Below are 19,948 nucleotides of genomic sequence, written 5' to 3'. Positions count from 1 at the left end.
TCGCCATCACGTCGCTCCAAACTGCACCGCGCGGCGCGTTGTGCAGACGTTCCTTTGCTTTGGTTACTTTCATTTGGGCCAGCAAATGAAAGTGACTCGCCTGCCGGGCGAGACCGGCGCGGCCTCGGCGGCCAGCGGGACAGTGGGCGTCAGCCCAGGCCAGGCTTCAACAGGCTCAGCCCGAACGGAGAGGTGGGGCTCAGCCCGAACGGATGCCGGGGCCAGCCCGAGCCGCAGGCTCAGATCGACAGCAAGCGCCGCCGCTTCTGCGTCTGATCGATGTACTTCTGCAGCGCCCGCTCGCCGTCGCCGCCCAGCTTGACCATCTCGCAGCCCAGGCGCGCGCCCTTGGACTCGTGGTGCAGCTGCGTGATGTGGTGAATGACCAAGCCGGTCTGCAGACGGGTGTCGCCGTCCAGCTCGACCAGCACCTGGGCCACGCGCACGCCGGGTTCGATGGGCGGCACGTCGTCGGGCAGGAAGAGGGCGACGCCGCCGATGCTCACGTCCAGCACGCGCAGCGACAGCTGCATGTCGGGCAGCGCCGGATGGCGCAGCGTGGCGGTGGGGCGGGTGTTGAGCATCGGCTTCACGCGGAAGCTCGATCGCCGCTGGAAGCGGTACACCTCGCGCGGGAAGCGCGCGTTCAGCGCGCTGTTGCGGCCGTTGTGCACCAGCACCAGGTCGTGCAGGTCGAACTGCAGCTTGACGCTGTCGAGGTAGCACACGGCCACGACCTCGTCGGTCTCCAGCAGGTGCTGCAGCCGCACGTCGTTGGCGTCGGCGCTCAGGCAGACGATGCCGCGCTGCGCGTCGATGGCCCAGACGGTGCTGGTGTAGCCGGCGCCGTCGGGGGAGCTGAGGTTGAGCAGGATGTTGCCGTCAGCGCACTGCTTCAGCAGGCCCAGCACCTCGGCCGGCGAGCCGACGCGAAACTCGTCCAGCCCGGCGGGCGAGCCGCTCATCGCCGACAGCGGCATCGGCAGCGTTTCCTGGCTCATGGCGGAGATTCCGGCTCAGTGCAGCACGCGCGGCTTGCCGGCCATCAGCTGGTCCAGGTCTTCGAGCCAGGGCTCGGCCAGGTTGCGGATCTGGGCATCGTTGACGAGGATGCGCTTCATGATGCGGCTCTTGAGCTGGCGCTCGTCCTGACCCAGCTCGTGGGTGCCGGCGGCGTTCTTCAGCTGCGCGATCAGCATCGCGCAGGCGCCTTCCAGCTTGACGACGCGGTCCCAGTCGCCGCCGCGGGCGGCTTCGAGCATCTGCTCGCTGGCCTGCTCGATGGCTTCGTAGTGTTGCAGCAAGGTCGTGCTCACGTTGCTTACTCCCAGTCCGACCCGGTTGCAGATCAACGTCGGGCCGCCGACGCATCGACCTGGGGACGGATCGTCGTCCAGGCGTCGCGCAGCGGCTCGATCAAACGGACGCATTCCTCGATCGCCGACTCGTCGTTGCGCAGGTTGGCCTGCGTCAGGCGCAGGCCGAGGTACGCGTAGAGTTCGCCCAGCTGGCGGGCCAGCTCGCCGCCGGCGGGGCTGAGCGCGGACTTCAGGCCTTCGTCGACGATGCGCACCGCGCGGGTCAGCTCGCTGCCCTTGCGGGCGATGTCGCCCTGGCGCAGCGCGGCGCGGGCCAGGGCCAGCGTCTCCAGCAGGCCGTCGTAGAGCATCGCGACCAGCTGGTGCGGCGAAGCGCCGTCGACGCCAGTCTGGACCCCCACCTGCCGGTAGGCGTGGCTGTAGGCTTGCGAGCGGGACGTCATGGGAGCGGCGGTTCCGGCGAACATGGCGGGTTGACGGGTTCGAGTGGTTGCTGGATGTTTATCGGCCATCCATCCCGTCAGCTTGAGCCGCCCCGTGGGGGGCGTTTACAGGTCTTTTGCGGCGCCGCCGTCAGGTGGTCTTCTTGTTCCACTGCGCGACCTGCGAGGTCACGTAGCTGGACAGGCTGTTGAGCTGGCCCATCTGGGTGTCGAGCGCGCTGTACTGCTTGAGCAGGCGCGTCTGCACGCGCAGCACGCGCTCCTCGAGCTTCTCCTGGTCCTTCTCGTTGCGCTTGAGCGACGCCTTGAGGCCGTCGCTGCGCGTCGTCAGGGTGCCGGCGCTGCCGACGATCTGGTCGATCATCGTGCGGAAGCGCTCGCCGAAGCCGACGTTCGCCGGCACGTTCTCGTCGCCGTTGCTGAACAGGCGCGCCAGCTCGGGCAGCTGGTCCAGGCCGGCCTCGAGCTTCTTGTTGTCGACCGTGATCGAGCCGTCGCGCTGCACGTTGAAGCCGATGGCCGACAGGCTGGTCAGCGTGGTGCTGGCGCCGCTCTGGGCGCGCAGCAGCGTGCGCATCTGGCTGCGCATGCCGAGTGCCGCGCTGTCGCCCTGCAGCGCGCCGGCGGTCTTGGTGGAGTCGTCGTACTTGGTCTGCTCGGCGAGGTAGCTGTTGATCGCGTTGTAGGCGGTCACGAAGGCCGAGAGGGCGTTCTTCATCGCGCCGCGGTCGCTGGTCACGCTGACGCTGACGGGCGTCGCGCCGGTCTCGCGCAGCAGCGTGATCGATGCGCCGTCCAGCACGCCGGACAGGGTGTTGCTTTCCGAAGTGACCGCCAGGCCGTTGATGGTGGCGGCGGCGTTGGCGGCGGCCTGCGTCTGGCTCATCGCGGTGGCGCCGCCCGGCGGGTTGTAGCCCAGCGTGCCCAGGCCGATGGTCAGCGGGTCGCCGTTGCCGTCGGTCGCGGTGATGCGCATCGAGTTGGTCAGGCCGCTCTCGCGCGAGCGCAGCGTGAGCCGCGCGCCGCTGGCGTCGGTGACGATCGCGGCGCTGACGCCGGCGTTGGCGCCGTTGATGGCGTCGCGCACCTGCTGCAGCGTGGCGTCGGCCGGCACGGTGACGCTGACCGGCGTCGCGCCGGCCTTGGGGGTGAAGGTGGTGCTGCCGCCGTTCCAGCTGCCCAGCTCGATCTGCAGCGTGCCGCCGCCGACCACCGTGCTGCTGGCCGCCAGGGCGGTCGATGCCAGGCTCTGCGAGCGCGCCAGGCTGCTGACCGTGACGCCGTAGCTGCCGACCGAGGCGCCGCTGCTGGCGCTGACCGACAGCGCGGTCGCATCCGACGCCGTGGCCGCGGTCTGCTGCCACTGCGTGCTGCGGCCCAGTGCAGCGGCGGCGTCGCGCAGCGTCGAGAACAGGCTCTGCACCCGGCCGTAGGACGAGATGCGGGTCTGGATCGTCGAGGCCGCTTCTTCCAGCTTCTCGATCGGCTTGCGCTCCAGCGCGACCAGCTGCGACACGATGCCGTTGACATCGAGGCCGCTGCCGACGCCGGGGGAGGTGATGGTGGCCATACGGGACTCTCAGGGTTCGACGGTGTCTTCGGCCGGCGCCACAAGAACTTGAGCCCCGGCGGCCCGCCGTGATGAAGGCATCACGGCGGCGACGGGGCTCGTGCGGGCTCGCGGCGAGCCCGGTTCGGCGTGCGTGACGCGCGGATCAGCGGCCCAGCAGCTGCAGCACCTGCTGCGGCAGCTGGTTGGCCTGCGCCACCATCGCGTTGCCGGCCTGCTGCAGGATCTGGGCGCGCGACAGCATCGCGGTCTCGGCCGCGAAGTCGGCGTCCATGATGCGGCTGCGGGCGGCGGTCTGGTTCTCGGCCGCGGTCTGCAGGTTGCCGATCACGGCCTCGAAGCGGTTCTGCACCGCACCGAAGATCGCGCGCTTGTCGTTGACGATGCCGAGCGCGCGGTCGATGACGTTGATCGCGTTGTCGATCTCGGTGCTGCCCGCGACCGCGGTGCCCGCGCTCGAGACGCCGCCGATGGCGACGCCGGTGCCGGCCGAGCCGTCCCAGATGCCGACCACGGTGGCCAGCACGTCGGCATCGGCCGCCAGCGTGCCGGTGGTGTCGATGGCGGAGGCGGCGGTGATCGAGCTGCCCAGCAGGTCGATCGAGGCGATCGAGATGCGGTCGGTGGCGGCGGCGTTGGCGCCGACCTGGAACTCCAGGGTGCCGGCGGTGCCGTCGAACAGCGCCTTGCTGTTGAAGTTGGACGACTTGATGACGCGGTCCATTTCCTCCTGCAGCTGCGTGAACTCGCGCTGCAGGTTGGTGCGGTCGCCGTCGCTGTTGGTCGAGTTGCGCGACTGCACGGCCAGCTCGCGCATGCGTTGCAGCATGTCGCCCAGCTTGCCCAGCGCGCCTTCGGCCGTCTGCGCCAGCGAGATGCCGTCGTTGGCATTGCGGATCGCGACGTTCATGCCGCGAACCTGCGAGTTCATGCGCTCGGCGATGGCCAGGCCGGCGGCGTCGTCCTTCGCGCTGTTGACGCGCAGGCCGGAGGACAGGCGTTGCATCGCGACGGCCAGGGCCGACTGCGAGCCGTTCAGGTTTCGTTGCGCGTTCAGCGAAACGATGTTCGTGTTGATGGTCTGAGGCATGGCAGCTCTCCTTCTGAGATCGAAAGACTCCCGGCTGGGGAGCCGGCTGTACCTACTTGGTGAGCCGCATTCTTTGCCAGGCCTCGCTGCAACTAAAGCGCGAAAAGCGCCCGGATCGCGGCGCAATTCGAAATGGAAAAGGGGCCGCGTCCTCGCGGACGCGGCCCCTTCCTGCGGACCGTGCTCGCCCGGCCGGAGCCGGGCGGGTCGATCAGCGCAGCAGCGACAGCACTTGCTGCGGCAGCTGGTTGGCTTGCGAGACCATCGCGGTGCCGGCCTGCTGCAGGATCTGGGCGCGGGACAGGTTCGCGGTTTCCGCCGCGAAGTCCGCATCCATGATCCGGCCGCGGGAGGCGGCGGTGTTCTCGACGTTCACCGCCAGGTTGGCGATCACGTTCTCGAAGCGGTTCTGCACCGCACCGAAGGTGGCGCGCTTGTCGTTGACGACGGTCAGCGCGGCGTCGATCACGGCGATGGCTTCGTCGATCTGCGTCGTGCCCGCGACGGCGGTGCCGGCGCTCGAGGCGCCACCGATGGCCACGCCGGTGCCGGCCGAGCCGTCCCAGGCGCCGACCACGGTGCCCAGCACTTCAGCGTCGGTCGGCAGCGTGCCGGTCGTCGCCGAAGCGGCCGAGGCGGTGATCGCCGTGCCTTCGAGGACCGTGGCGCTGACCGAGATGCGGTCGTTGGCCGTGGTCTTGTCGCCGACCTGGAACTCCAGCGTCGAGCCGCCCGTGGCGAACAGCTTCTTGCCGTTGAACGAGGTGTTCTTGATCGTGCGGTCGATTTCCGACTGCAGTTCCTTGAATTCCTTGTTCAGGTTGGCGCGGTCACCGTCGCTGTTGGTCGCGTTGCGCGACTGGACAGCCAGTTCACGCATGCGCTGCAGCATGTCGCCGACCTTGCCCAGCGAGCCTTCGGCCGTCTGCGCCAGCGAGATGCCGTCGTTGGCATTGCGGATCGCGACGTTCATGCCCTTGACGGACGAGTTCATGCGCTCGGCGATGGCCAGACCGGCCGCATCGTCCTTGGCGCTGTTGACACGCAGACCCGAAGACAGGCGCTGCATCGACATCGCGAGCGAGCTCTGCGAACCGGTCAGGTTGCGCTGAGCATTCATCGAGATGATGTTGGTGTTGACTGACATTGCCATTTCAAGATCTCCAAAGTTAATGACTACCCGGCAAGAGCGCCGGCATTGCCTCGGCATGGGCTGGGGCTTGCGCCTCGGCTCGTGCCGCGCCCTGGGGCCTTGCGGCCTTCGGGCTGCGCCCGGCGTGAGTCATCCGCTGAGATCGATGCAAGGACTTGGTTAGGTGCTGTCCCCGTCGAACCATTGGTCGGCTACTCCGGACCCCGCGGCTCCTTGCGGAGTCACGTTGGGAGGGTTTTCGTCGACCGGTGGAGGAACTTTAGGGGCCGATCGCGCCGCCGGATTCGAAAGGGCCGCGGCGGTGGCCCGTAAAGGCGGTGTTTTTCCCTGCTTTCCTGGTCTTCGGCAGTTCGGGCCTCTTTCTAGAGTCGCTGCAGTCCGTCGAACCGCGCGTCCGCGCGCGCTCCCTGCATGTCTTCCCACCCCGATGCCGCCCGCGCCCTGCCTCTTGCGCACAAGCGCGCCCACGGCCGCCTGCTGGCCGGCCGCGAGCACCTGCGCAAGCACCGCTGGGTCGAGGCCGAGCGCGAGCTGGGTGCGGCCGTCGGTGTCGCCACCGCCTCGGCACACGACTGGCTGGGGCTGGCGATCGCGCGCGTCAAGCTGCAGCAGTTCGAGTCGGCCCTCGACGCCGCCGACCGGGCGGCGGCCGTGGCTCCCGGCCTGCCCGAGGTGCACGACGTGCGGGCGCAGTGCTGCATGCACCTGGGTCGCCAGGCGCAGGCCATCGCCGTCTACGAAGCCATGCCGGGCGGCGGACCGACACATCACGACTCGCTGCTGAACTACGGCACCGCGCTGGTCCACTGCAACCGCGCGGCCGAGGCGATCGCGCCCTACATGCAGGCGCTGGCGCAGAAGATGGACTCGGTGCTGGCCTATGTGCGCCTGGGCGCGGCCTTCAAGCAGCTCAAGCTCTACGAACAGGCGGTGGAGTGCTTCCGCACCGCCGTCGCGCTGGAACCCGACAACCTCACGGCCCACGGCTACCTGGTGCACCTGGACCAGTTCGCCTGCCGCTGGGACCACTTCGACGCCGACGTGCAGGCGCTGCTGGCGGCGCTGGGCCAGGTCCACGCGTCGGGCAGCCTGGCGCACGAGTGCACGCCCTTCGCGCTGCTGGCCATCCCGCACCATCCGCTGCAGCTGCGCCAGGCCGCCGAGCTGGAGGCGCGCCGGCTGTCGCACGGCGTCAAGCCGCTGCCGCCGGTGAAGCGCGTGCGCGCGCCCGGCGAGCGCCTTCGCATCGCCTACCTGTCCTGCGACTTCTACCAGCACGCCACCGCGCTGCTGGCCACCGAGGTGCTGGAGCGTCACGACCGCAGCCGCTTCGAACTCTTTCTCTACGACCACAGCAAGGACGACCGCTCGGCCGTGCGCCAGCGCCTCCAGCGCGCCGCCTGCCACTGGGTCGAGCTGGGCGCGGCGACGCCGCGCCAGATCGCCGAGCGCATGCGCGCCGACGGCATCGACATCCTGATCGACCTGAAGGGCTACACCCAGGGTCATCGCCTGCAGACCCTGGCCTTGCGGCCGGCGCCGCTGCAGATGAGCTGGCTGGGATTTCCCGGCACGACCGGCGCCGCCTTCGTCGACTACTTCATCGGCGACCGCTGGGTCACGCCGCTCGAGCACGCGCCCCACTACCGCGAGAAGCTGGCGCAGATGCCGCGCAGCTACCAGCCCAACGACCGCGGCCGCGCGCCCGGCGGCGGCGCGACGCGCGCCGACTGGGGCCTGCCCGAGGCGGCCGTGGTGCTGGCCTGCTTCAACAACGTGTTCAAGATCACGCCCGAGGTCTGGGAAAGCTGGATGCGCCTGCTGCACGCCGCGCCGGACACCGTGCTGTGGCTGCTGGACGCCAACGACCAGGCCAAGTCCAACCTGCGCGACGAGGCCGCGAAGCGCGGCATCGATCCGGCGCGCATCCACTTCGCGCTGGCCGTGCCGCCTGAACATCACCAGGCCCGCCTCGCGCTGGCCGACCTGATGCTGGACACCTGGCCCTGCAACGCGCACACCACGGCGAGCGACGCGCTGTGGGCCGGCCTGCCCATCGTCACGCTGTCGGGCGAGACCTTCGCCTCGCGCGTGGCCGGCAGCCTGCTGCACGCGGTCGACCTGCCCGAGCTGGTCTGCGAGACCCTGGACGACTACGAAGCCACCGTGCTGCGCCTGGTGCGCGACCCGGCGGCCCGGGCCGCGCTGCGCGCCCGCCTGGCCGATGCGCGCGAGCACGCGCCGCTGTTCGACAGCGAGCGCTTTGCCCGCGACCTGGAGGCGCTGTACCTGCGCGCCTGGGCGCGCCACGCCGCCGGCTTGCCACCCGACCATCTGCCCGCCGAGCACGCATGAACTCGATTCCCGCCGTCCACCTGGTGGTGATGCAGCCTGCGGGCTACGTCCACTCGCTCGGCTTCCTGGACCAGGCGCGCTACCTGCGCCACCAGTTCCGCCGCTTCGGCGCCGAGGTCACGCTGGCCAAGAACCGGCTGCGCGAGGACGCGGTCAACATCGTCTTCGGTGCCCACCTGGGCTTTCCGGCCGCGTGGAAGCAGCGCCACGCGTGCATCTTCTTCAACCTCGAGCAGCTCGGCGCCGGCGGTGCCCAGGTCGGCGACGACTACCTGAAGCTGCTGCGCGGCTCGGCGGTCGTCGACTACGACGCCGCCAACCTCGCGGCCTACGCGGCCGACCCGAGCGAGGTGCCGGTCGTGCCCTTCCTGCACGCGCCCTACCTGGAGCCGGCGGGCGACGAGCTGCCGCTCGAGCAGCGGCCCATCGACCTGCTGTTCTTCGGCAGCATGAATCCGCGCCGCCAGGCCTTCCTGCAGCGCATCGAGTCCTGCGGCGTCAAGGTCACCGGCCTGACGCATGCGCTGTACGGCCCCGAGCGCGACCGCTTGGTGCGCCAGGCCAAGGCGGTGATCAACTGCCACTTCTACGAGACCAGCCGCTTCGAGCAGGCGCGCGCCTTCCACTGCCTGTCGCTCGGCACGCCCTTCGTGTCCGAACGCGGGCCGAACACCGTGGTGCCGGCGGGCTTCGAGGACGCGGTGCAGTGGCTGCGCGGCGACGACGGCCTGGAGCACTACTTCCGTCACGAGTTCCGCAGTGCCGCCGGCTTCGACGCGGCGCGCGCGCGGCTGGCGGCCTGGCGCTGCCACGACCCGATGGAGGCCTATGCCGACCTGCTGGCCTTCGCGGCCGGCTACCTGCGCGGCCACCGCCAGACGCACGACGCGCTGTCGGCCTGGCGGCCGCGGCAGATGCAGCTGGAGACCGCTGCGGGCTACCGTCCGGGCTGGCTCAACCTCGACCGCGAAGCGCGCCACGAACCCGACGTCGTCGCCGATCTGGGCGCCGAACCGCTGGAACTGCCGCTGGAACTCGGTACCCGCTTCGGCAGCCCGCTGCGGCTGGAGGCCGGCGGCCTGGAGCGCCTGTGCGCGGGCCGCGCGCTGGAGCGCAGCCCCGATGCCGACACCCTGGTCGGCAACGCGCTGGCGCTGCTGCAGCCGGGCGGCGAACTGGAGATGGACTTCGCGGTGCGGCCGGGGCTCGACGCGAGCCGCTGGCAGCCCTGGTGCGACGGCTACGCCGAGCGCGGCTGGTTCGACCACCGCTTCGAGCTGGCGCAGAGCCGCTGGCTCGACGCCCAGGGCCGCGAGGGCGCGCCCGAGGCCGCCGCGCTGCTGCGCATCGTGCTGCGCAAGCGCGACACCACGCTGGCCGAGCGCATGCACGCGCGCACCTGGCAGGCCGGCTTCGGCGGCGTGCCCGACGACCTGCCGGCCGACGAGCCCGTGGCCGCCTCTGCGCCTGAACACGCGGCCGAGCCGGCCGCGGCTTCCCACTGACCGGATCGCGCAACAGCGCCGGCTTTCGGCCGCTGTTCGGCGCAAACGTGTCGGCCCCGTGCCGGGATGATCGAGGCATGAGCCTCCACTGCGCCCTGGATCCGTCCCTGCCTCTCGTTCCGCTGGCCGACATCGGCCGCCTGCGCTTCGACTTCGGGGCGGAGGCGACGCGCACGCTGCTCGAGGTCGCCGCGATGCCCGAGGACATCGTCCGCATCGAACTGCGCTGGGATCCAGCGCTGGCCGGCCCGCTGGCCCAGCCCTCGGTGCTGTGCAAGCTGCTGATGGATGCGGGCTGGATGCCGCACGCCCAATGGCGAACCGAACCGCACGGCGAGGTCCTGCATCTCGACGCCGAGCGCTGCTTCGAGGCCGTGCCCGCCGACAGCGGGCCGAGCCGCTTCACCGTGGTCGTCGCCGCCAGCGACGACGCCCGCCTGCAGCGCAATGCCGACGCCTCGCCCGGGCTGCGCGAGGTCGACGCGCGCGTCATCGCCTGCACCGGCGCGGCCGGTCCCGCCGAGGCGCTGGACGGCGCGCTGCCGCACTGCGAGACCGACTGGGTGCTGGTGTGCAGCGAGGACGTCTACTTTCCGGCCGGCTTCGGCCATCGACTGAACGCCGTGCTCGCGGCCATCCCGCCCGACGAGCGGGCCGGCACGCTGATCGGCTTCTCGGGCTGCGCGGTGGACGGCGCGGGCCAGGGCTACCTGCGCGCGGGCCTCGTGGTCGATGCGGGGTGCCGCCACGATCACGCGGCCAGCGCACGCGCGGTCACGCTGGACGACCTGGCCGTGGTCGTCGCGCGCGACAGCGTGCACCGCCTCGACCCCCTGCTCGGCGGCACGCTCTGGGCCACCGGCCTGGCGCTGGCCGCGGTCTGCGAGCACCAGCGCTTCGCGCAGGTGCTGCGGCTGCCGCTGCACCATGACGCCGAGGGCCGCGCGCCGGCGGCCGATGCCCTGCTGGCCTCGGCCGCGCACCTGCTCGAGCGCTACCCCGCCTTCGGGCCGATCCCGACCCGCGAGGGCAGCATCGATGCCGCGCTGGTCGCGCGCCTCGCCGCCGCGCGGCGCGAGTCGGCGCCGGCCTTCCGCCATCTCGACGAGGTCGGCGCCGCGATCGAGCGGGCCATCGCCGACGGCCGCCACGAGGACGCGATGTCCGGCCTGGTCAACGGCGTGCACCGCGACTTCTGCCAGCCCGGCGTGGCCCACACGGCGCTCTACTACCCGGGCCTGGACCGCGCGATGCTCGCGCTCGCGCAGCGCCTCGCCGCCGGCCGCCCGGCCACCCAGGTGCTGCCGCCGGGCGACACCACGCTGATCCTCGCCACCGAGCTGTACAACCTGGGGGGGCACTCCAAGGTCGTCGAGGACGTGTCGCTGGAGGTGAGCCATCCGGTCATCGTGCTGACCGACCTGTTCCAGACGATCCACAAGGACCGCAGCCAGATGGACTGGCTGCTGCAGCGCTACGGCCACGCGGCGGTGATCGCGCTGCCGGGCGCGTCGCTGTGGTCCAAGGCGCAGACCCTGCACGACCTGGTGCGCAGCCTGCGGCCGAAGAACATCCTCTACTTCAACCACCACCAGGACCCGCTGCCCTTCGTGGCGACGCTGGCCTCGCAGCCGCTGGAGCGCCAGGCGCTGTTCCATCACTGCGACCACAACCCCAGCCTGGGCTGCACCGTGCCGGGCTTGCGCCATGTCGACTTCATCGCGACGCTGCACGAGCGCTGCGAGATCGACCTCGACCGCCCGGTGCAGCGCCTGCCGCTGTACGTGCCCGACCAGGGGCTGCGGTCGCCGGTGCGCGTGAAGGGCCGGCAGTTCTCGGTCGTTACCTCGGGGCGGCCGGGCAAGTTCGCGCGGCGCGGGCCGTTCGCGCTGCAGGCCATCGTCGCGACGGCGCTGCAGGCGGTCCGCGGCCAGTTCTTCCACATCGGGCCGCTGGACGAAGCCTGGCTGGCCGAGATCCGCGCGCACCTGTCGGCGCAGGGCCTGGCGGCGTCGCGATTCGTGCACCTGGGGCTGGTGCCCTCGGTGTGGCGGCAGCTGGCCGAGCTGGACGCGGCCTTCTACATCGGCTCGGCGCCGGTCTCGGGCGGCCGCGCCGGCATCGAGGCCCAGGGCTGCGGCATGCCGGTGCTGCCCTTCTCGGGCTTCGAGGCCGGTTCGCTGCTGGCCGACTACTCGTCGTACGCGAACGAGGCGCTGGGCTGGGCCAGCCTCGACCAGCTGTCGCACCACCTGCGCACGCTCGGCCCGCGCCACGCCGAGCTCGCCGCCGAGGCCCGCGCCTTCTACGAACGCTGCTTCTCGCGCGCCGAGTTCCGGCGGGCGCTGCACCAGATCATCGAAACGTGAACCTGCCCTTGCGCCCGGCCCAGTCCCGGCCAGAATGCAGCGCCAAGCGACCGAGCCGATGCTGAGCGTCAAGTCCTACGTCCCCGAGGCCCAGCCCGACTGGGATGCCTTCGTGCGCACGGCGCGCAACGGCGTGTTCCTGTTCGAGCGCGGCTACCTGGACTACCACGCGGACCGCTTCGAGGACGCCTCGCTGATGTTCTACGACGACGGCGAGCTGGTCGCGCTGCTGCCGGCGCATCGCGTCGGGACGGACTGGGTCTCGCACGGCGGCCTGACCTTCGGCGGGCTGCTGATGCATCCGGGGTGCGGCGCGGCCGACGTGCTGGCGCAGTTCGACGCCCTGGTCGCAGCGCTGCAGGAACGCGGGGCCGGCCGGCTGCTGTACAAGCCGGTGCCGCACCTCTACCACCGGCAACCGGCCGAGGACGACGTCTACGCGCTGCACCGCCTGGGCGCGCGCGTCGTCCGCACCGATCTGTCGACGACGGTGGACCTGGCGCGCCGGCCGCCGCTGGCCAAGGGCCGGCGCCATGCGCTGTCGAAGGCGCGCCGCGCCGGTGTCGAGGTCCGGGTGAGCGAAGACTACGCGGCCTACTGGACCCTGCTGGGCGAGGTGCTGGCCGAGCGCCATGGCGTCGCGCCGACGCACCGCCTCGACGAGATGCAGCTGCTGGCGCGGCGCTTCGCGCAGATCCAGCTGGTCGGGGCCCATGCGGCCGACGGCGGCGCGCTGCTCGCCGGCGCGGTGACCTACCGCTACGACGGCGTGCTGCACACCCAGTACCTGGCCAGCTCGCCGGCCGGCCGCGAGGTCGGCGCGATGGATGCCGTCATCGCCCACCTGCTGGACGTCGCGTCCGAAGGCTGCCGCTGGCTGAACTTCGGCGTGTCCACGATCGACCAGGGCCGCCAGCTCAACGCCGGCCTGGCGGCACAGAAGGAGATGTTCGGCGGGCGGGGCACCGTGCTGCAGACTCTCGAACTGGTTCTTCCCTCCCGATCGGACAGCGCATGAGCTCCGCACGCGACATCGACGACTACCAGCGCGCCTACGCGGCCAGCGACTTCGAGCCGACCCAGGCGCTGATGCGCAAGCGCATGCTGCTGGAGCTGCTGGCGCGGTGGCAGCCGCGGCGCCTGCTCGAGGTCGGCTGCGGCAGCGATCCGCTGTTCGCGCACTACCGCGACTTCGACCGCTTCTGCGTCGTCGAACCGGGGGCCGGCTTTGCGCAGCAGGCCACGGCGACGGCGGACGGCGATGCGCGCGTGCACGTGGTCCAGGCCTTCATGGAGGACGCCGCCGGCGTGCTGGCCGCCGAGCGCTTCGACTGCATCCTGCTCAGCGGCCTGCTGCACGAGGTGCCCGACTGCCAGCCGCTGCTGGCCGCGGTGGCCTCGCTGTGCGGCCCCGACACGCGCGTGCATGTCAACGTGCCGAACGCGCGGTCGCTGCACCGCCTGCTGGCGCTGGAGATGGGCCTGATCACCGAGCTGCACGAGCTGTCGGCCAACCAGCGCAGCCTGCAGCAGCCCCGCACCTTCGACCTCGACATCCTGGGCGAGCTGTGCCGCCGCTGCGGCTTCGAGGTGCAGGAGAGCGGCTCCTACTTCGTCAAGCCCTTCACGCACCGCCAGATGGCGCAGCTGCAGGGCGTCGGCCTGCTGGACGAGCGCATGCTGTCCGGCCTGTACGGCCTGGAGCGGCACGTGCCGGGCCTGGGGTCGGAGATCTTCGTGAACCTGCGGTGCACGGCGCCGAGGCCGGCCTGATGACGAGTGTCGAGACCCCGCTGGCCATCGTCGGCAACTCGCTGGCGGTGGCGGTCGCCGCGACCGAGCGCGCGCGTCGCGGCTTGCGGACCGTCGTCGTGAACCCCGGCGGGCCCTGGGGCGCCTACTTCGCCGGGGTCCAGGCCGACGGCCGGCGCTGGGACGCCGGCATGGTGAGCTACGAGTTCACCTCGTTCCGCCAGCCCGGCACGCCGCCGCCGCTGGCGAGCTACGACCCGCTGGTCCGCAACGACATCGGCCGCTTCGTCGGCGTCGTGCAGGACTACATCCAGGGCCGGCAGGCCACGCGCACCCTGGCGGCGCCGCAGATGTGGATCGAGGGTCGCTGGCTGCCCGACCTGCTGCTGGCCAACGGACTGGCTGCGCTGCCCGAACTGGCCTGCGCGGCGGCCGCGCGGGCCGAGCTGGCCGCCGGGATCGATGCGGCCCGTGCCTCGCCCTGGCACGCGCGGCGCAAGAACGACTGGGCCGCCGATGGCCGGGGCCCCGACGGCGCGCTGCTGGACTGCGTCACGGTCTCGCGCCTCAACCATGGCCGCGTGCTGCACGATGCTGTGTTCGCACCGTTTGCGCGGCAGGTGCTGGGTCGCGACGCGGACCAGCTCGCGGCGCTGTACCACCGCATTCCCTGGCTGCCGCTGTACTGGCCGGAGACGCTGCTGTCGTGGCTGGACGGCCGGCCGCAGGCGCTGCCGCCGACCGAGTTCAGCTACCCGGTCGGGGCCAGCGTCGCCGACCTGTGCGCGACGCTCGGCGCGGAGCTGGAGGCTGCGCCCCAGGTCGACTGCCGGTTGACCAAGCTCCAGGCGGTCGAAGCCGGGGCCCGGGGCTATACGCTGCGCCTGGCCGACGGCGCGACGGTGCATGCGCAGCGCCTGGCCTGGGCGCTGTCGCCGCATCAGGGGCTGGCCGCCTGCGGGCAGGACGTGCCGGCGCCGCCCGAGCAGCGGCTGCCGCTGCTGCTGGCTTTCCTGCGCCTGCCGCGCGCTGCGGTGTCGCGCAGCTTCAGCGTCGTCCACGCGGCGGCGGCCGACACCGGCCTGTACCGCGTCAACCATGTGAGCGACTGCGCGGGCGAGTTCGACTCGCCCGATGTGCGCCTCGTCGTCGAGGCCCATCCCGAGGTGCTGCAGGCCCGTCACGGCGCACTCGCCGACGACGCGGCCACGCTGCAGGCCGTGCTGGACGACCTGGCCCGCCTGGGCATCGTGCGCGCGGACGCGACGCCGGGCTTCGCCAGGCTGATGCGCATGGCCGGCGCGCTGCCGCTGCCGACGGCCGACGGCCTGGCGGCCTATGCCGAGCATCGCGCGGCGCTGTTGCAGCGCCTGCCGGGCCTCCTGACCATCGGCAACAGCGCCGGGCCGTTCGCGACCGCGCTGTCCGACCAGATCGTCCAGGGCCTGGTGCTGGCCGAAGCACCGGTCGCCCACTGAACCACGGAGAGTCAGAGATGGCCCTTGCCGACTGCCGCATCATCGAGCTGCCGAAGATCCAGGATCCGCGCGGCAACCTGACCTTCGTCGAGGGCGGGCGTCAGCTGCCCTTCGACATCAAGCGCGTCTACTACCTCTACGACGTGCCGGGCGGCTCGGAGCGCGGCGGCCACGCCCACCTCGCGCTGCACCAGTTCGTCATCGCCATGTCCGGCAGCTTCGACATCGTGCTGGACGACGGCTTCGAGAAGAAGCGCATCCACCTCAACCGCTCCTACCTCGGCCTGTACCTGCCGCCGATGACCTGGCGGGAACTGGACAACTTCTCCTCGGGCAGCGTGTGCATGGTGCTGGCGTCCGAGCACTTCGACGAAGCCGACTACCTGCGCGACTACAGCGAGTTCATGCTCCAGGTGCACGGCAACCGCCGCAAGACACCGCGCGGGCCGGAGCCGGCGTGATGTCCGCGGCGTCGGTGCCTTTCCTCGACCTGAAGCGCATCAACCTGCGCCACGAAGCGGCCTATGCCGCGGCGCTGGCACGCGTGCTGGCCAGCGGCCGGGTGCTGCTGGGCGAGGAAACCGAAGCCTTCGAGCGCGAGTTCGCCGCCTACTGCGGCGTGAAGCACTGCGTCGGCGTGGGCAACGGGCTGGACGCGCTCCACCTGGTGCTGCGCGCCTGGGGCATCGGGCCCGGCGACGAGGTGATCGTGCCGTCGCACACCTTCATCGCGACCTGGCTGGCGGTGAGCCAGGCCGGGGCCACGCCGGTGCCCGTCGAGCCCGACGCGACCAGCTTCAACCTCGACCCGGCGCGCGTCGAGGCGGCGATCACGTCGCGCACGCGGGCGCTGGTGCCGGTGCACCTGTACGGCCGACCGGCGGCGATGGACGCCTTGCGCGAGATCGCCGCGCGCCGCGGCCTGAAGCTGCTGGAGGATGCCGCGCAAGCCCACGGCGCGCGCCTCGGTGCGCGACGCTGCGGCGCGCTCGGCGATGCCGCGGCCTTCAGCTTCTACCCGGGCAAGAACCTCGGCGCCCTCGGCGACGGCGGCGCCGTGACGACCGACGACGACGCGCTGGCGGACCGCATCCGGCTGCTGCGCAACTACGGCTCGCGCGTCAAGTACCGGCACGAGGCGGCGGGCTACAACACGCGGCTCGACGAACTGCAGGCGGCCTTCCTGCGCGAGCGCCTGAAGCAGCTGGACGCCGACAACGCCCGCCGCAGCGAGATCGCGCGTCACTACGGCGAGGCCCTGCGGGGCCTGCCGGGGCTGATCCTGCCCGACGGTGGCCCGGCGGATGCGGAGCCGGTGTGGCATCTCTACGTCGTGCGACATGCGCAGCGTGACCGCCTCGACGCGGAACTGCAGGCGCGCGGCATCGCCACGCTGGTCCACTATCCGACGCCGGCTCACCGTCAGGCGGCCTATGGCGAGTTCGCGGGCGCGGACCTGCCGATGGCCGACCGCCTGTCCGCCGAGGTGCTGAGCCTGCCGATGGATCCGACGCTGTCGGACGAGGGCGTCGCCGCGGTCGTTGCCGCCGTGCGATCGGCCTGTAGCGCGATCGCCCGGTCGTAAGTCACGGCACCCCCTGACAGGGACGCGCCGTCCCTGTAGGAACTTCACTGACAAGCCTGTCTGTTCGCGGTGACGCCGCAAACAGCCGTTGCCCTATTCAAGCTTCGCGTTCGGCTGCCTACAGTTCTTTCCACGGTGAACGCGAAAGCAACACCCGAAACATCCGCCAGATTCGAACCGCACAAACGAGCCGAGGGAAAAGCGCCATGAACACCGAGCAAGTCCTGATGGAGATCCGCGAAGCCAACCTGTCGTACCTGATGCTGGCGCAGAGCCTGATCCGGGCCGACCGCGACCAGGCGCTGTTCCGCCTGGGCGTCTCGGAGGACACCGCCGACGTCATCGGCACGCTGAGCCCGGCGCAGATGATGAAGATCGCCTCCGGCAACACGCTGCTGTGCAAGATGCGCGTCGACGACGACCTGGTCTGGGGCCTGCTGACCAACCACGGCAAGACCGCCGCGAACGACGGCGTCAGCCGCCTGCACGCCAACATCCTGATGGCCGGCCGCCATCAAGAGGCCGCCTGATCCCAAGAACGAGCCGCCGGAGACCGACACCATGCGCAACAAGAGCATCCTCACCGAAGCCAGGCAGATCGAACGTGCCGTCACGCTGATCCAGCTCGGCGCCCGCCTGCAGGTGCTGGAGTCGGAAACCGACCTCAGCTACGAGCGCCTGTTGCGCCTGTACAAGGAAGTGGCCGGCAAGTCGCCCAGCAAGGGCCAGCTGCCGTTCTCGACCGACTGGTTCATGACCTGGCAGCCGAACATCCACGCCAGCCTGTTCCTGAACATCCACGAGTACCTGAACAAGGTCGCGGCGCTCGACGAGATCGACACCGTGATCAAGGCCTACCGCCTGTACCTCGAGCAGACCGAGTCGCAGGGCCTGGAGGCGCTGCTGTCGGTCACGCGGGCCTGGCGCCTGGTGAAGTTCATCGACAACGGCATGCTGACGATGACCGAATGCTCCAAGTGCGGCGGCCACTTCGTGACCCACCCGCACGAGATCGGCAAGCACTTCGTCTGCGGCCTGTGCAACCCCCCGGCGCGTGCCGGCAAGGGCAAGGCGGCCGGCGCGCTGCACCTGCACTGATCGCCCCGGACCAGCCCACCCGCTCCGGGCCACCATGAGCAGCGCCGGCCTGGTCGCGCCGCTCCCGGGCCTGCAACGCCTGTGGCCGCTGCCCGCGCTGCTGGCCTGGGGCCTGGCGTGGGCGGCCTTCCTCGCACTGCGCGGCAGCACCGCGCCGCTGTGGGTCGCGGTCGCTGCCGGCCTGACGGTCGGCGTCTCGTTCTCGCTGACCGGCGCGACCCCGATGCGTCGCCTGCTGCTGGCGGGCGGCTTCCCCGTCTCGCTGCTGGCCAGCGGCCTGGCGGCGGGCCTGCCCGCCTGGGCCTGGCTGTCGGCCCTGGCCGCGCTGCTGGCGATCTATCCCCTGAAGGCCTGGCGCGACGCGCCGCTGTTCCCGACGCCCGAGGCGGCGCTCGACGGCCTGGCCGAACTGGCGCCCCTGCCGCCCGCGGCGCGTGTCATCGACGCCGGCTGCGGCCTGGGGCACGGCCTCGCGGCGCTGCGTCGCGCCTATCCGCTGGCGCTGCTGGACGGCGTCGAGCACAGCGGGCCGATCGCCGCCGCCGCGTGGTGGCGTTGCCGACGCCAGGGCCTGCGGGCGCGCATCCGCCGTGGCGACATGTGGGCGGCCGACTGGCGCGGCGCCTCGATGGTCTATCTGTTCCAGCGACCCGAAAGCCTGCCGCGCGCGGTGACCAAGGCGCAGGCCGAGCTGGCGCCGGGCGCCTGGCTGGCCAGCCTGGAGTTCGAGGCGGCCGGCCTCGTGCCGCGGGCGGTGCTGCGCTGCCCCGACGGCCGGCCGCTGTGGCTGTATCGCATGCCCTTCGCAGAAAGCGCTCAAGTTCCGCGTCCGCGGCGCCGATAGGACGGGCAACGGTTTCCCGTGTGTGTCTCTCTCCTGGTTTGAAGGCGGATCGCCTGCGATCCGCCTTCTTTTTTGGCCGTTGCAGCGCAGCAGCCCGGCTCAAGATGCCTGCCGGCACGCCGATAAGGACTGGGAACAACGCAGAACACCCCGCCGGCGTCCGCGCCGGCACCACCCGACCCTCCCATCATGTTCGTCATCATTGGTTATGTCGTCGCGCTGGGGTGCATCTTCGGCGCGTACATCATCCACGGCGGCAACATCGGCGTGATCCTTCATGCGATCCCGACCGAGATGATGGCCATCGGCGGCGGCGCCATGGGTGCCTTCGTGGTGGCCAACCAGCCCAAGGTGCTGAAGGCGGTCGGCAAGGCTATCCCCAAGCTGCTCAAGGGCAGCAAGTACACCAAGGCGCGCTACATGGAGCTGATGGCGCTGCTCTACGACATCCTGCAGAAGGCCCGCAAGGAAGGCCTGATGGCGATCGAGAAGGACGTCGAGGATCCGCACAACTCCGCGCTGTTCAAGAAGTACGCGACCGTCGGCAGCGACCACCACGTGGTCGAGTTCATCACCGACTACCTGCGCATGATGGTCAGCGGCAACCTGAACCCGCACGAGATCGAGTCGCTGATGGACAGCGAGATCGACACCCACCATCACGAGGCGCATGCGCCGGCCGCGGCGATCGGCCGCCTGGCGGGTGCGCTGCCGGCCTTCGGCATCGTGGCCGCGGTGCTGGGCGTGGTCAACACCATGGGCTCGGTCGGCCAGCCGCCGGCCGTGCTGGGCGGGATGATCGGCTCGGCGCTGGTCGGTACCTTCCTCGGCATCCTGCTGGCCTACGCGGTCGTCGAGCCGCTGGGCGGCCTGCTGGAGCAGAAGAACGACGAAGGCACGAAGGAACTGCAGTGCATCAAGACCACGCTGCTGGCGTCGATGCAGGGCTACGCGCCGGCGATCGCGGTGGAGTTCGGGCGCAAGACGCTGTACTCGACCGAGCGGCCGAGCTTCAGCGAGCTCGAAGGCCACGTGAAGGGCAAAAAGTGAATGAGGTCTCGGTCAGTGAAGCGCTTCTAACCGAGGTCCGCCGCGGATCCGGCTTCGCCGGGCCGCCAGCGGCGCCCCCTCGGGGGGCAGGAGCCGTACCCGGCGACGTGGGGGCTCCACATGGCTGGTGATGCCAAGAAACTGCAGCCGATCATCGTCAAGAAGATCAAGAAGGGCGGCCATGCGGCGCATGGCGGCGCGTGGAAGATCGCGTACGCCGACTTCGTGACGGCGATGATGGCCTTCTTCCTGCTGATGTGGCTGCTGGGCTCGACCACCGAAGGCGACCGCAAGGGCATCCAGGACTACTTCAACAACCCGATCAAGGTCTCGATGA

Annotated in this window: 19 protein-coding genes; 13 read left to right on the top strand and 6 right to left on the bottom strand. The window is 70.9% G+C overall.

What is annotated here, in order from left to right:
* Positions 1-239 precede the first annotated feature (239 nt).
* From QZV97_RS17000 to QZV97_RS16975, 6 genes are all read right to left on the bottom strand, one after another.
* Positions 240-1,001: a flagellar brake protein gene (locus tag QZV97_RS17000; RefSeq protein WP_295645224.1), complete on the bottom strand. Its 762-nt coding sequence runs from the start codon at positions 999-1,001 to the stop codon at positions 240-242.
* Between the two features lie 15 nt (positions 1,002-1,016).
* The gene (locus tag QZV97_RS16995) at positions 1,017-1,316 is read right to left on the bottom strand and encodes a flagellar protein FliT (protein ID WP_295645221.1); all 300 of its coding nucleotides are present in this window, start codon (positions 1,314-1,316) and stop codon (positions 1,017-1,019) included.
* 32 nt (positions 1,317-1,348) lie between these two features.
* Entirely contained in the window at positions 1,349-1,762 is a 414-nt protein-coding gene (gene fliS / locus QZV97_RS16990) for a flagellar export chaperone FliS (RefSeq protein ID WP_295645218.1), read from the bottom strand.
* A 130-nt stretch (positions 1,763-1,892) separates the two neighbouring features.
* Positions 1,893-3,332 (bottom strand): flagellar filament capping protein FliD, encoded by a 1,440-nt coding sequence (gene fliD, locus QZV97_RS16985; RefSeq protein WP_295645215.1) that lies wholly within the window; start codon positions 3,330-3,332, stop codon positions 1,893-1,895.
* 145 nt (positions 3,333-3,477) lie between these two features.
* On the bottom strand, positions 3,478-4,422 hold the full coding sequence (locus tag QZV97_RS16980) for a flagellin (RefSeq protein WP_295645212.1): 945 nt from the start codon (positions 4,420-4,422) through the stop codon (positions 3,478-3,480).
* Between the two features lie 211 nt (positions 4,423-4,633).
* Entirely contained in the window at positions 4,634-5,575 is a 942-nt protein-coding gene (locus QZV97_RS16975) for a flagellin (RefSeq protein ID WP_295645209.1), read from the bottom strand.
* 411 nt (positions 5,576-5,986) lie between these two features.
* Here QZV97_RS16975 and QZV97_RS16970 point away from each other — a divergent pair, with 411 nt between their 5' ends.
* From QZV97_RS16970 to QZV97_RS16910, 13 genes are all read left to right on the top strand, one after another.
* Positions 5,987-7,930, top strand: coding sequence for a tetratricopeptide repeat protein (locus QZV97_RS16970; RefSeq protein WP_295645206.1), 1,944 nt, complete (start codon positions 5,987-5,989; stop codon positions 7,928-7,930).
* Positions 7,927-9,435 (top strand): hypothetical protein, encoded by a 1,509-nt coding sequence (locus QZV97_RS16965; protein WP_295645201.1) that lies wholly within the window; start codon positions 7,927-7,929, stop codon positions 9,433-9,435. The genes QZV97_RS16970 and QZV97_RS16965 overlap by 4 nt, the downstream gene beginning before the upstream one ends.
* 77 nt (positions 9,436-9,512) lie before the next feature.
* Entirely contained in the window at positions 9,513-11,804 is a 2,292-nt protein-coding gene (locus tag QZV97_RS16960; RefSeq protein WP_295645196.1) for a hypothetical protein, read from the top strand.
* A 34-nt stretch (positions 11,805-11,838) separates the two neighbouring features.
* Positions 11,839-12,822 carry a GNAT family N-acetyltransferase gene (locus tag QZV97_RS16955; RefSeq protein ID WP_295645193.1) on the top strand — a complete coding sequence of 328 codons (984 nt, stop codon included), beginning with the start codon at positions 11,839-11,841 and terminating at the stop codon, positions 12,820-12,822.
* On the top strand, positions 12,819-13,577 hold the full coding sequence (locus tag QZV97_RS16950; protein WP_295645190.1) for a methyltransferase domain-containing protein: 759 nt from the start codon (positions 12,819-12,821) through the stop codon (positions 13,575-13,577). The genes QZV97_RS16955 and QZV97_RS16950 overlap by 4 nt, the downstream gene beginning before the upstream one ends.
* On the top strand, positions 13,577-15,034 hold the full coding sequence (locus tag QZV97_RS16945) for a hypothetical protein (RefSeq protein WP_295645186.1): 1,458 nt from the start codon (positions 13,577-13,579) through the stop codon (positions 15,032-15,034). Before QZV97_RS16950 ends, QZV97_RS16945 begins: the two co-directional genes overlap by 1 nt.
* 17 nt (positions 15,035-15,051) lie before the next feature.
* Positions 15,052-15,495, top strand: coding sequence for an FdtA/QdtA family cupin domain-containing protein (locus tag QZV97_RS16940; protein ID WP_295645182.1), 444 nt, complete (start codon positions 15,052-15,054; stop codon positions 15,493-15,495).
* On the top strand, positions 15,495-16,619 hold the full coding sequence (locus tag QZV97_RS16935; RefSeq protein ID WP_295645179.1) for a DegT/DnrJ/EryC1/StrS family aminotransferase: 1,125 nt from the start codon (positions 15,495-15,497) through the stop codon (positions 16,617-16,619). The genes QZV97_RS16940 and QZV97_RS16935 overlap by 1 nt, the downstream gene beginning before the upstream one ends.
* Before the next feature lie 206 nt (positions 16,620-16,825).
* Positions 16,826-17,149: a flagellar transcriptional regulator FlhD gene (flhD, locus tag QZV97_RS16930; protein WP_295645176.1), complete on the top strand. Its 324-nt coding sequence runs from the start codon at positions 16,826-16,828 to the stop codon at positions 17,147-17,149.
* Positions 17,150-17,180: 31 nt separating this feature from the next.
* A complete protein-coding gene (flhC, locus tag QZV97_RS16925) occupies positions 17,181-17,717 on the top strand; it encodes a flagellar transcriptional regulator FlhC (protein ID WP_295645173.1) in 537 nt (178 codons plus the stop codon).
* Positions 17,718-17,751: 34 nt separating this feature from the next.
* On the top strand, positions 17,752-18,561 hold the full coding sequence (locus tag QZV97_RS16920) for a class I SAM-dependent methyltransferase (RefSeq protein ID WP_295645170.1): 810 nt from the start codon (positions 17,752-17,754) through the stop codon (positions 18,559-18,561).
* A gap of 189 nt (positions 18,562-18,750) precedes the next feature.
* Positions 18,751-19,611 (top strand): flagellar motor stator protein MotA, encoded by an 861-nt coding sequence (gene motA, locus QZV97_RS16915; protein ID WP_295645167.1) that lies wholly within the window; start codon positions 18,751-18,753, stop codon positions 19,609-19,611.
* A 120-nt stretch (positions 19,612-19,731) separates the two neighbouring features.
* A partial coding sequence (locus tag QZV97_RS16910; RefSeq protein WP_295645164.1) for a flagellar motor protein MotB occupies positions 19,732-19,948 on the top strand: 217 nt, incomplete at its 3' end.

Source organism: uncultured Methylibium sp. (assembly GCF_902826655.1).
Taxonomy (GTDB): Bacteria; Pseudomonadota; Gammaproteobacteria; order Burkholderiales; family Burkholderiaceae_C; genus Methylibium.
Note: the sequence above shows the minus strand (reverse complement) of the source record. Positions and strands in the feature narration are given on the sequence as shown.